At 32.7% G+C, this 13,501-nt stretch carries 10 protein-coding genes; 3 read left to right on the top strand and 7 right to left on the bottom strand.

All coding sequences use genetic code 11. The features are described 5' to 3' along the window. The first annotated feature begins 16 nt into the window (after positions 1–16). Positions 17–2,602 (top strand): phosphoenolpyruvate carboxylase, encoded by a 2,586-nt coding sequence (locus tag BC961_RS07630; RefSeq protein WP_121925268.1) that lies wholly within the window; start codon positions 17–19, stop codon positions 2,600–2,602. An 11-nt stretch (positions 2,603–2,613) separates the two neighbouring features. Next, positions 2,614–3,129 carry a DinB family protein gene (locus BC961_RS07625; protein ID WP_121925267.1) on the top strand — a complete coding sequence of 172 codons (516 nt, stop codon included), beginning with the start codon at positions 2,614–2,616 and terminating at the stop codon, positions 3,127–3,129. A gap of 1 nt (position 3,130) precedes the next feature. Here the strand turns inward: BC961_RS07625 and BC961_RS07620 are convergent, their stop codons facing one another. The 6 genes from BC961_RS07620 to aroB all read right to left on the bottom strand — a co-directional run bounded on the left by BC961_RS07620 (position 3,131) and on the right by aroB (position 10,056). Beyond that, positions 3,131–3,607 (bottom strand): DNA-deoxyinosine glycosylase, encoded by a 477-nt coding sequence (locus BC961_RS07620; protein ID WP_121925266.1) that lies wholly within the window; start codon positions 3,605–3,607, stop codon positions 3,131–3,133. Positions 3,608–3,609: 2 nt separating this feature from the next. Next, entirely contained in the window at positions 3,610–5,721 is a 2,112-nt protein-coding gene (recQ, locus tag BC961_RS07615) for a DNA helicase RecQ (RefSeq protein ID WP_121925265.1), read from the bottom strand. Positions 5,722–5,811: 90 nt separating this feature from the next. Continuing rightward, entirely contained in the window at positions 5,812–6,213 is a 402-nt protein-coding gene (locus BC961_RS14710; RefSeq protein WP_170151298.1) for a DNA primase, read from the bottom strand. Between the two features lie 7 nt (positions 6,214–6,220). After that, the gene (locus BC961_RS07610; protein ID WP_121925264.1) at positions 6,221–7,195 is read right to left on the bottom strand and encodes a deoxyhypusine synthase family protein; all 975 of its coding nucleotides are present in this window, start codon (positions 7,193–7,195) and stop codon (positions 6,221–6,223) included. A gap of 102 nt (positions 7,196–7,297) precedes the next feature. Next, positions 7,298–8,698 carry a type III PLP-dependent enzyme domain-containing protein gene (locus BC961_RS07605; RefSeq protein WP_121925263.1) on the bottom strand — a complete coding sequence of 467 codons (1,401 nt, stop codon included), beginning with the start codon at positions 8,696–8,698 and terminating at the stop codon, positions 7,298–7,300. Positions 8,699–8,988: 290 nt separating this feature from the next. After that, positions 8,989–10,056: a 3-dehydroquinate synthase gene (gene aroB, locus BC961_RS07595; RefSeq protein WP_121925261.1), complete on the bottom strand. Its 1,068-nt coding sequence runs from the start codon at positions 10,054–10,056 to the stop codon at positions 8,989–8,991. A 92-nt stretch (positions 10,057–10,148) separates the two neighbouring features. On the opposite strand from aroB, the gene BC961_RS07590 reads away from it, so the two are divergent. Then, the gene (locus tag BC961_RS07590; RefSeq protein WP_121925260.1) at positions 10,149–11,318 is read left to right on the top strand and encodes a proline dehydrogenase family protein; all 1,170 of its coding nucleotides are present in this window, start codon (positions 10,149–10,151) and stop codon (positions 11,316–11,318) included. Positions 11,319–11,568: 250 nt separating this feature from the next. Here BC961_RS07590 and BC961_RS07585 read toward each other — a convergent pair whose 3' ends face one another. Further along, positions 11,569–13,353, bottom strand: coding sequence for an ABC transporter ATP-binding protein (locus BC961_RS07585; protein WP_121925259.1), 1,785 nt, complete (start codon positions 13,351–13,353; stop codon positions 11,569–11,571). Positions 13,354–13,501: the final 148 nt, after the last annotated feature.

The raw sequence follows: 13,501 nt of genomic DNA, 5'->3' as shown, positions 1-13,501 counted from the left end.
CTACAACTATATAATTATGTACACTTTACCAAAAATCGAACGTTTTAACCAAGACGTTCTATCAAAATATAATATCTATAATAGTGTTTTTATTACGCTTCCTTTTGATTCCATTGATAATACGGGAGCATTACTGCCTTTGTTTTCAGATATATGCGATACAGGATTTAAAAAACAAGAAACACCGAAAGAGATTGTAGATTTCTTCGCTGAACGATATTTTCAAAATGCTACTGAGGAAGATAAGATTGATATAATGTTTCGTTTTATTCAGTACATCGAGCGTCAAGTTGTTTTATTTGATGCGATTGAAGATGCAGCTTTTCCCATAGTTCACAATATGGAGGGAAGAGGATCGTTAAGGGATGTAAAAGAAAAAACAGATGCTAAAAACAAGCAGGAAGAAGTAATTGACTTTTTGCAAAATTTTCATGTTAGGACGGTTTTAACTGCGCATCCAACTCAGTTTTATCCAGGAGCAGTATTAGGAATAATCAATGATTTAACTAATGCAATCAGGAAAAATAATTTATTAGAGATTAAACAATTATTGGCTCAATTAGGAAAAACACCTTTTATTAAGGACGAAAAACCTAATCCATTTGATGAGGCAGTAAGTTTGATCTGGTATCTTGAAAACGTTTTCTATGAGACGTCAGGAGAAATGGTGCACTACTTACAAAAAAATATTTTTAAAGGTAAATCAATTGACAATCCATTAATTCAACTTGGTTTTTGGCCAGGTGGTGATCGTGATGGAAATCCATTCGTAACTACAGACATAACTTTAAATGTTGCTGAAAGACTTCGTACTTCAATTTTGAAATGTTATTATATCGAAATTAGAGCACTAAAAAGAAAATTAACTTTCTCAGGCGTAGATACATTAGTTGCTGAACTTGAATATAAGCTTTATAGGTCTGTATTTTATTCTAAAGGTGAAATATTTATCACTCTAGAAGAGTTTAAAGCACAATTGAATAAAATTAAACATATAATAATTGACCAACATCAATCTTTATATTTAGATGATTTAGAGGCTTTGTTAATAAAAGTAAATCTATTTGGTTTTCATTTTGCGTCATTGGATATTCGTCAAAACAGTAAAATACACGATTCAGTTTTTAGTGATATTGTTGATTATTACTTGAAAAACGATGCTAGCGTTTTTCCTAAAAATTATTTTGAATTAGCAGAAGCAGAAAAATTCGAGGTCTTATCGAACTTAAGCAGTGATTTAGATCCTACGGTTTTCGAAAATGAATTAACCCGATTAACTATTGAATCAGTACAATCCATTAAAACGATTCAAGCTAAAAATGGAGAATTTGGTGCCAACCGATACATTATTAGTAATAATGAAAGCGCACTTAATGTGATGGAGACTTTTGCATTATTCCGATTGAGTAATTGGGAGAATCCTACTGTTGATATCATCCCTCTTTTTGAATCTGTCGAAGATTTACAAAGTGCACATGAAATAATGGAGAAATTATATTTAAATCCAGCTTATGCAAAGCATTTGTCTAACAGAGATAATAAGCAAACAATAATGCTTGGATTTTCTGATGGAACTAAAGATGGTGGTTATCTGATGGCAAACTGGAGTATTTATAAGGCGAAAGAAGAGCTTACCGCAATTTCTAGAAAATACGGAATCAAAGTTATTTTCTTTGATGGTCGTGGAGGACCTCCAGCTCGTGGTGGCGGAAAAACACATAAGTTTTATGCTTCGTTAGGTCCAAATATTGAAAATAACGAAATTCAAATTACTGTGCAGGGACAAACTATTAGTTCAAACTTTGGAACTATGGATTCTTGTCGCTATAATTTAGAAAATTTAGTAAGCGCCGGTGTTACAAACCAAGTTTTTAATAAAGGTGAAAATGAGCTTAGTGGCGGCGAAAAAGATGTTCTAAATGCTTTAGCGGATTTGGGATACGAAAAATACTTAAGTTTTAAAAATCATCCTAAATTCATTCCGTATTTAGAACAGATGAGTACATTGAAATATTACGCAAAGACAAATATAGGAAGCCGACCTTCAAAAAGGAGCAAATCAGCAAGTTTAGATTTTGCTGATTTAAGAGCAATTCCATTTGTAGGTTCTTGGAGCCAACTGAAGCAAAATGTTCCTGGATTTTTTGGTTTAGGAACGGCGCTAAAACATTATGAGGAAACTGATCAGTGGGACAAAGTTCAGGACTTATACAATAATTCAATGTTCTTTAAAACACTTTTAGAAAACAGTATGATGTCATTAGCAAAGTCATTTTTTCCGCTAACGGCATATATGAGAAAAGATGCGGAGTTTGGAGAATTTTGGCAAATTATTTACGATGAATTTTTAGAAACGAAACGATTGTTGTTAAAAATTGCAGGTCATAAAAGTTTAATGGAGAACTATCCTGATGGTAAAGCTTCAATTGATGTTAGAGAGCGTATTATATTGCCATTGATAACAATACAACAATATGCATTGTTAAAGATAAATGAATTAAATAAAGAAAGTGTACCAAATGAGGAGCTAATAAAAGTGTATGAGAAAATCGTTACACGCTCTCTTTTTGGGAATACAAATGCTAGTAGAAATTCAGCTTAAAAGATAAAAAAATGAAACTATCACAATTACCAGTTAAAGAGTATGCCGAATCTTATTTCCCTTATATTAATGCTTTGGGGGAGATAACATTGATCGAAGAACTAGAAATATCACTACATGATTTCATACATTTTGTGCAAAATATTCCTATGGATAAATTTGACTATCGGTATGCTGAGGGAAAGTGGACTATCAAAGAAATCATTCAACATATAATAGATACAGAGCGAATTTTTGCGTATCGTGCTTTACGCATTTCAAGAAATGATAAAACTCCGTTACCGGGATTTGATGAAAATGAATATATAATTAACACTGCGGCTAATAATCGCGGTCTTCAAGACTTATTAACTGAGTTTTCAGCTGTGAGGCATTCAAATATTTTTTTATTTAAAAGTCTTTCGGTAGAACAATTAGAAAGAACGGGAATTGCATCTAATGCTGGTGTATCTGTACGTGCGATTGGGTTTATTATGATAGGTCATCAAAAACACCATCAAAAAGTTTTTGAAGAGCGTTATTTATAATTTACTCTTTTATCGCATACCATATTTCTAATTTTTTTTCGAAAGACATTGTGTTAGCAGGACTTGTAGAAGGCATTACGTAATACGTGATGCCTTTTATTTGTCCAAATTTCTTATAAAAGTACTTATGACTCTCTTTACCATTAAAGGCAATTTTGTGTATTGCAGGAAATTTTTTAAAAAGTGATTCAAAATCATTTTCCTTGTAATTTTTAATATGCATGTCTAAACTTCCTTTTCGCTCGCAATTTTCCAATACGTCCCATATTCCGATAGAATTTGCCTTTAAAATTTTGATTTTATCTGAAAATAATGTGGAAACTTCTTGATCACTATATAATTTGTAGATAATACGCCAGAAATGATTTTGCAGATGCGCGTAATATTCTTGTTTTTCAAGAGATGCTATTCCAGGCATAGTTCCTAAAATTAAAATCTTGGTACTAGAATCTACGAATGGTTGGAAGGAATTAATCATAATTAACTAATTGTATTTTCTTTTTCGAGTATCGCTAAACCTAATCTGATTTTTCCGTAATCTATTTTCTCTTCGAAATAATCAAAATAAGGTTTTAAGGCAACTGGAGATTCAAGCTTTTGTTTAGCTATTGCAATTTCACTAACTTCCTCAGTTGAAACAAATGTTTTTAAGTCAATCGCTGATCCGTCTAGGTATAGTTTAGCTAAGTGTGACATAATTGTACTTAAACCTAATTTCCGCTTCTCTGCGATAGCTCCAACTGATAATCCACTATTGTATAGTTCTAAAGTTTCTTTGTAAGTTGTCCCTTCTTTCTTTTTAGTAACTAATTTGGCTTTCTGAAAATCAATTATAGCTTTAATAAAAATATCGCCATATTTTTCTAGCTTTGCTTTTCCCACACCGTCAATGGCTAAAAGTTCCTGATCGCTCATAGGACGCTCGGTTTCCATTTGGCGCAAAGCGGCATCGCTAAATATCACATAAGCCGGAACTTCTACTTCCTTAGAAATTTCATAACGCAATTTTCTCAAGTTTTCGAAAAGAGAATTAGCAGTGGTTTTTGATTTCTTTTCTTTTAATTCAATCTTATCTACGTTAATTTTCTGTACGGTTGTTAATTGCACTTTTTCTCCTTCAAAAAGCACTTTTTTTGCAAAAGCGGTTAATCTAATTTTATTTTGCTGATGAAATGCAATTTCGCAATAGCCTAAATTTATCAGCTGGATTAAATATTGATTCCAATCAAACCAAGAAAGATCAGCGCCCACACCATATGTTTTCAAGTGCTGATACTCTTTTTCGTAAATATATGCGTTTTTAGAACCTCTTAAAAAGTCAATAATAACTGGTAAAGGTTCAATTTCCTGCAAACGAATAATGGCTGATAATGCTTTTTGAGCAATTACAGTTCCATCAAAAAATGAAGGTGGGTTTTTGCAGATATCGCAATTTCCACAATTATCAGTAACAAGTTCGCCAAAATAGGAAAGAAGAATTTTGCGACGACAGCTTAATGCGTCGGCATATTGTTTCATTCGCTCTAGTTTTGCTAATTGCACTTCGGCGTTTAAACCTTGAGAAGCAAATTTTTGAAGCTGAATCATGTCGCCGTAACTTTCGAATAATACGGTTTCAGATGGCAGACCATCGCGACCCGCACGACCAATCTCTTGATAATAACCTTCTATATTTTTTGGTAAATTATAGTGAATAACCCAACGCACATTTGATTTGTCAATTCCCATCCCAAAAGCAATTGTAGCACAAACTACTTGGCAATCATCATTTATAAATTGGTCTTGCGTTGTTGACCGAATTTTATTATCCAAACCTGCATGATAGGCTTTTGCATTGACTCCAACTTTTTGTAATTTTTCAGCAAGCTCCTCAGTGGTTTTTCTACTTAAGCAGTAAATTATTCCCGACTCATTTGGCTTCTCTTTTATAAAATCGATAATTTGTTTGACGCGGTCTAAAGCGGGACGAACTTCTAAACTTAAATTTTTCCGATCAAAAGAAGCTACGAAGATAGTTGGATTTATTAAGTTTAGTTGATCGGTAATATCCTTACGTGTAGCTTTATCAGCCGTTGCAGTTAAAGCTAAGATTGGAGTAGAAGGGAAGCGATTTTTTAAATATCCTAGGTTAGTATAAGCTGGCCTAAAGTCATGTCCCCATGCAGAAATACAATGTGCTTCATCAATTGCAATCAGACTAATTGTTAGACTATTAAAAATAGTATCTAGAAAAGACAAACTCTCAGGCGCAATGTAAACTAATTTTATTGTGTTGTTTTTTAGACTTTCGATGTAGAATTGACGTTCGCCTTCTGTTTGACTACTGTTAATAAAGCATGCTGCAATGCCATTTGCTTTCAAACTATCAACTTGATCTTTCATTAAAGCAATAAGTGGCGAAATAACTATTGTAATACCCGGAAAGAGCAACGCAGGCAATTGAAAACAGATTGATTTCCCACCACCAGTGGGCATGATTGCTAAAGTATCTTGTCCAGAAAGCACGCCATTAATTATGTCTTCTTGATTAGGTCTGAATTTTTCAAATCCAAAATTTTCCTTTAATGTGTCGTGTAAGATTTGGGTAGTCATTGTGGCGTGTACGTTTTGAAACTAAAGTAATAAAAAAAAGGAACTCATTTAAGAGTTCCTTTTAAATTGTATAAGTAAGAATGATAGAAATTAATCTTCATCATCTTGATCGTCTTCTTCATCTGCATAATCTTTTTCATCTGCATCTTCGTCATCTTCATCATCGCCAGTATCTGGCTTATCGATAGCATCATCTTCGTCATCATCGTCAATATCATCATCTAAGTCTAGACCTTTTATCGGCTCAACAACTTCGTCAATTAACATTTCCTCATCTTCGTCATAATTTTCAATTCTATCAGAAAGTTTTGTGCTCACTTTTACCAAATAAATTGTATCATCAGTGCGAACCTCGACTGCTTCAATCAATTCATTTTTAGCGTTTCTAAAACTTATGATGTTTGAATCATCATAACCATCTGGAAATTTTTCTACTAGTAGATTTAAAATTTCGTTCGTAAGTTTGGCGTAATCAACTATTACTCTTTTCATAAATATGCTATAGGTCTAATAAATAAGCGAAAATTAATGGTGCTACAATTGTAGCATCAGACTCGATGATAAATTTAGGAGTTGTAATATCTAACTTACCCCAAGTAATTTTTTCATTTGGCACTGCTCCTGAATATGAACCGTAACTTGTTGTAGAATCTGAAATTTGACAGAAATAGCTCCAAAAAGGAACATTTTCTACTTCTAAATCTTGATCTAGCATTGGTACCACACATATAGGGAAGTCACCAGCAATTCCACCACCAATCTGGAAGAAACCGATTCCTTTACCACCACAGTTTTTTGGATACCAATCCGCTAACCACATCATGTATTCAATTCCGCTTTTTGTAGTTGTTGGTTTGAATTCTCCTTTGATGCAATACGATGCAAAAATATTTCCCATCGTACTGTCTTCCCAACCTGGAACTACTATTGGAAGATTTTTTTCAGCTGCAGCAACCATCCAAGAATCTTTTGGATCAATTTCGTAATACTGCTCTAAAACTCCTGAGTTAATCATTTGGAACATAAATTCATGTGGAAAAAAACGTTCTCCAGATTTATCAGCTTTGTTCCAAATGTCGAATAAATGTGATTGTAATCTTCTAAAGGCTTCTTCTTCAGGAATACAAGTATCAGTTACACGATTAAAGTGATTGTCTAATAAATCGCGCTCTTCTTGAGGTGTTAAATCTCTGTAATTTGGGATTCTCTTGTAAGAGTTATGAGCAACTAAGTTCATAATATCTTCTTCAAGATTAGCTCCAGTACATGAAATGATATGTACTTTGTCCTGACGGATCATTTCTGCTAATGATTTTCCAAGTTCAGCAGTACTCATCGCACCACCAAGCGTAATCATCATTTTCCCATTATCTAATAAATGTTCTTCATATCCTTTTGCAGCATCCACTAAAGCAGCTGCATTAAAATGCAGATAATTCTTCTCAATAAATTGGCTGATTGGTCCTTTACTCATTTTGTTTTTATTTATTTTATTTAATCTTAAAAAGTCTTACATAAATTTGATTTATAAATAAAGCAATTTATAAAAATTACTTAGCTAATAGACAAATATATATTATTTTTTATCGTAACCTAATATTTTAAGTACCTCGTCAGCAGTTTGTTGCTCTGAGAAAACTTCAGTTGCCAATATACCATTTTCATCTCTATCAATCAAAATATGTTTTGGCTGCGGAATCAAACAGTGGTGCAAACCACCATATCCACCTATTGTTTCTTGATAAGCTCCAGTGTTAAAAAAACCAATATAAAGTGGTTTTTCTTTATTGTATTTAGGTAAATAAATTGCGTTCATGTTTTGTTCAGAGTTGTAATAGTCATCACTATCACAAGTCATTCCGCCTAGCAAAACTCTTTCATACGTATCATTCCAGCGATTAACAGCAAGCATTATAAAACGCTTATTAATTGCCCAAGTATCTGGTAAAGTAGTAATGAAAGAAGAATCAATCATATTCCATTTCTCTCTATCGTTTTGTTGTTTTTGATACAAAATCTGATAAATAGCTCCACCGCTTTCTCCTACTGTAAACGATCCAAACTCTGTAAAAATATTAGGAACATCAACTTCTGCTTCGTCGCAAGCAATTTTGATTTGGTTAATAATTTCGTCGATCATATATTGATAATCGAAATCGAATGCTAGAGAGTTTTTAATTGGAAAACCACCACCAATGTTTAATCCGTCTAATGATGGACATTCCTTTTTCAAGGCAACATAAACTTTGATACATTTTACAAGTTCGTTCCAGTAATAAGCATTGTCGTTAATCCCAGTATTGATAAAAAAGTGCAACATTTTCAGTTCCAAATTTTTATTATCTTGAATTTGTTTCTTGTAAAAGCTTACTATGTTTTTGTATCCTATTCCAAGTCTTGAAGTATAAAACTCAAACTTTGGTTCTTCTTCCGCAGCGATACGAATTCCAATTTTGAATTTACCTTTGATTTCTGCTTGAAGTAAATCTAGCTCTTCGTAATTATCAATAATAGGAATCGTATTCTTATGACCATTATTAATTAATCGCGCGATATTTTCAACATATTGGTCTCTTTTGAAACCATTACATATTACGTAGGTACTTTTGTTTATTTTACCGTTTTGAAGTAAATTCTCAACGATATTAATGTCAAAAGCAGACGATGTTTCAATGTGTATATTGTTTTTGAACGCCTCATTCATTATATATTCAAAATGAGAACTCTTAGTACAGTAGCAGTAATAATACTTAGCTTCGTACTTATTTTTTTCCATCGACTTTCTAAACCATGCTTTAGCTTTGTTGATGTTATTTGAAATTTGTGGTAAATATGTGAATTTTAATGGCGTACCATATTTTTCAACAAGACTCATCAAATCAATATTATGAAATTGAAGATTATCTTTGTTCAGTTTAAATTCTTCTTGCGGGAAATAATAAGTTTGATTGATTAAATCAGAATATTTTGTGTTCATCAGATGTAATAAATTAGTAGATTAGAATATTTTAAAATAATTTAAGCTACAATTCAAACTCGAATATTTGCATATATAATCTGAAGCTTTTCGTGATCTGATTTCATATATTGAAATACATCAAAACTAAAGTTTCCTTTAATAGAATAAAATCGCTTCAATATTCTTAGAAAAGACATATTGTTCCGAGTTTTATTAGAACTATAATTTGGCTTATTTTGACACTTTTTCATTGATGCAAATGTAAAAAAATATTATAAACTCACTATCTCCTTTTTGTAAAAATAAAATTAAGATTTATAATCTGCGAAGGCATTAAGAATTAATTCATTTTCAACTGATTGATTAATTTTAATCTTTCCGATACCTTCAATAAGTGCAAACTGTATGTTACCATATTCGTTCTTTTTATCATGAATAAGTAAATCAAGTATAGGTTCGATATCATTTTCATCAAAAAGAATGTCTTCATATATCGATTTGAGACTTGATTTGATCTCCGAATATTCGTTTTCATTTATCAATTCTTTGCTCATAGAAATATAACTTTCTAATATCATTCCCGCAGCAATTGCCTCACCGTGTAACAAAGTAGTCTTATCTTCGTTTTCTAAAAAATAACTTTCAATGGCATGACCGAGCGTGTGTCCGAAATTTAATGCTTTGCGGATGTTTTTCTCAGTGGGATCTTGGGTCACGATTTCGTTCTTAATTTCTACAGATCGGTAAATTAATTGGTCAAAGTCAGCGAAATCGAGTGCTTTTAAATCCAGAAATTGTTCCCAATATTCTTTATCATAAATCAAACCATGTTTTAGCATTTCTGCTAATCCAGAACGCATTTCGTTTTGAGGAACCGTTTCAAGATACTGTGTATCAATAAGAACCATTGTCGGTACGTTGATCACACCAATTTGGTTCTTTAAATTACCTAAATCTACTCCGTTTTTTCCACCTACAGAAGCGTCAACCATTGATAGTAGGGTAGTAGGAATGTGAATAAAATCAACACCTCTTTTAAAAGTAGAGGCTACAAAACCACCTAAATCCGTTACAACGCCTCCACCTAAATTAATGATTAAAGTTTTTCTGTCAGCGCCAAGCTCTGTTAACACATTCCAGACTTGGACGCAAGTCTCTATATTTTTATTAACTTCTCCAGCTTCAAATTCTATGATTTCAATCGTTAAATCAGTTTCTAAAAAGGGCAGAAAATGAGGTAAACAAAACTCATTTGTATTACTGTCAACAATAATAAATAGGTTTGAATATTTGTTTTCGTTTATATGAAGATTTAGTGCTTCATATGCTTTTTCATTAAAATGAATTGGATAACTGTTGGCTTGAATTGATTGCATCTTAAATAATTTATTATAACCGCAAAATAAGGTAATTTTTGCTGAATAATATTTAAAAGTCTCTTTATATTTGTAGAAAAATTTCACAAAAAATGGAAAAAATATTCAATAATACACAAGTTGCATTTTCGTTAAAAAGCGACACTGAGCTAGACAGAGCTTATTTTCTTTTTAAAATGATTGATAATCAACCTTTAGTTCGAATAGGTACCGCAGTTACAAATTTTGCACTAAAAGCTAACCTTCCTGTTGAAGGATTGATTCGCGCTACTGTTTTTGACCATTTTTGTGGTGGCGTGAACGAAGACGACTGTCTTTCAGTGGTGGATAAGATGTATACGAAAGGAGTTTCGTCTGTTTTAGATTATTCTGTTGAAGGAAAAGAAGAGGAAAATCAGTTTGATGCTGCATTAGATATGACTTTGAAAACTATTGAATTTGCCAAAGAACGTCAGGCAATTCCATTTGCAGTTTTCAAACCGACTGGTTTTGGCCGTTTCGAACTGTACGAAAAAATTGGAGCTAAAATTGCTTTAACTGCTGATGAGCAAGCAGAATGGAATAGAGTATTAGTTCGTTTTGACCAAGTGTGTAACGAAGCTCATAAAAAGAATGTCGCTTTGTTGATTGATGGAGAAGAGAGTTGGATGCAAGACGCTGCTGACGAAGTGGTAACTAATATGATGCGCAAATTCAATAAAGAAAAAGCTATTGTTTTTAATACTTTACAATTGTACCGCTGGGATCGTTTAGATTACTTAAAACAATTGCATGAAAAAGCAAAAGCAGAAGAATTTTTTATTGGTATGAAGCTTGTTCGTGGCGCTTACATGGAAAAGGAAATAGCTCGCGCTATAGAAAAGGGATATCCATCTCCAATATGCGCAACTAAAGAAGCTACCGATAAAAATTATGATGATACTGTTTGTTATATGGCAGAACATTTAGATACGATGTCAATTTTTGCAGGAACTCATAACGAATTGAGTACTTACAAATTGATGGAATTATTGAAAGAGAAAGGTATAAATGCAAACGATGAACGTATTTGGTTTGGTCAATTGTACGGAATGAGTGATAATATTAGCTACAACTTAGCTGAAAATGGATATAACGACGCTAAATACTTGCCTTTTGGACCGGTAAAAGATGTTATGCCGTACTTAATTCGTCGTGCTGAAGAAAATACTTCAGTTGCGGGACAAACAAGCCGCGAATTATCAATGATAAAAGCAGAAAGAAATAGAAGAAAGGGGAAGTAAGTTTCAGTGATCAGTGTTCAGTATTGATTGATCAGTGTAGTATTTAGTTATCAGTGTTAAATAGTGAGTGATCGGAAAATGATAGTGTATTATTAGTTTTCAGCTTTCCTCGCTTATCTTCTAATTCTATAGAAACAAAAAAAGCTCCAATTTTTCAAAATTGGAGCTTTTTAATTTAATACTATTTCTATTATGTCTTTACTCGCCCTCTCCTTCGGAGAGTCCCGATACTTCGGGAGGGGAGAGTATCCTAACTATTACTAAACTGTAAGTTACTTAAGTTTTTATACATTCCGTTTTCCAATGTAATAAGTTCTTGATGTGTTCCTTGCTCTGAGATTACTCCATTGTCTAAAACTAATATTTGGTCAGCGCTACGAATTGTAGATAAACGGTGTGCAATAATTATACTCGTTCTTCCTTGCATTAAAATTTCAAGAGCTTCTTGGACTAATTTTTCACCTTCACTATCTAATGAAGAAGTCGCTTCATCTAAAATTAAAATACTAGGATTTTTTAGCAAGGCGCGTGCAATTGCAATACGCTGTCTTTGACCTCCCGATAATTTAATTCCTCGTTCTCCAACGATTGTTTCAAATTTCTCAGGGAAACTTTCGATAAAATTGAGAGCGTTTGCTTGCTTCGCTGCCAAAATTATTTCGTCATTAGTAGCATCTGGTTTTCCGTAGGCTATATTTTCTTTGATCGTTCCACCAAACAAAATAACGTCTTGCGGTACAATGCTCATATTTCCACGTAGCTTTTCTAAGTCATAATCATAAATATTTTTACCATCGACAAGTATTTCTCCGCTATCAATGTTGTAAAAGCGTAAAAGTAATGATGCTATAGTCGATTTTCCAGTTCCACTAGGTCCAACGATGGCAATTTTTTGGCCATAACTAGCGGTAAAACTAACATCTTTTAATACTTTAATTTCCTTTCTAGAATGATAGCTGAAACCGACGTTTTTGAAAGTCACATCACCTTTAATTTTTTGATAAGAAGGATTTTGAACTGAATTGATTTTTTCAGGTGCTTCATCGAGTAATTCAAAAACACGTTCTGTTGCTCCAATAGCCTTTTGTATTTGCGCGTATAGTTCTGCTATACCACCAAAAGATGCTCCAACAAATGTAGAATACAAAACGAACGAAATCAATTGACCCACGCTCATTTCTCCGCTGATGCTCAAGCGAACACCAAACCATACTACAGCAACAATGGCTCCGAAAAGACAGAAAATAATAAATGATGCAAAGTATCCTCTATATTTACCTCCTTTGATTGCTATTTTTACTACTTCTTTAATTTTGCCATCATATCGTGCGATTTCGTACCATTCATTGGCGAAAGCCTTTACAATAGAAATACCTTGCATTGTTTCTTCAACTATAACTTGGCTTTCTGCCACTTTATCTTGAACATTTTTTGAGTATTTTCGAATAAAACGACCAAAAATAACCGCTGCCACCGCTACAAGAGGGACAACAGATAGCATTAATAATGTTAATTTAATACTTTCACTTGCTAGTAAAAGTACACCACCAATTATTAGTATAAATTGTCTTAAAAACTCTGCGATGGTTGAAGTTAAGGTGTCTTGAATTTGGGTAATATCAGAACTGATTCTGCTATTTAATTCACCTACACGCTTTTGCGAAAAGAAAGACATCGGTAATTTTACTAAATTACTATATAATGCCAAGCGAAGGTTAGCTAGCGTATGCTCAGTAAAATTGACAAATAAATACAATCTAAAAAATGAAAATATGGATTGCATAAATAAAATAACAATAAGACCTAATGCAATATAATTAGCTTCAGAGTTATTCTTATTTTTAACGCAATCGATAAGCATACCCATAAGCTTTGGAAATGCTAAAGCTGTTGCTCCTGTAAAAAGAAGAAATATTAAACCAACGTAGAATTTCCATTTATGACCGCCTGCATATTTGAAGATAATTAGTGCTTTATTGAGTGATGTCGCTGTGATTTTTGATTTTGGTAAATCGTTTTCTTTGAATCTTGCCATTTTTTATTGTTTAAAAAAGCAAATGTAAGACTATACGAAGGGAATACAAAAAAATGATTCGGAATCATCTCTTATTTAAAATGCTGTTAAAGAGAGACAAAGGAAATATTGAAAATTTTTTATAAAAATAATTTTAAAAAGTGCTTGT

It is taken from the genome of Flavobacterium weaverense (assembly GCF_003688495.1).
In the GTDB taxonomy this organism is placed as follows: domain Bacteria; phylum Bacteroidota; class Bacteroidia; order Flavobacteriales; family Flavobacteriaceae; genus Flavobacterium; species Flavobacterium weaverense.
The sequence above is the reverse complement of the archived record's forward strand: the minus strand, read 5'-3'. Positions and strand labels throughout refer to the sequence as shown.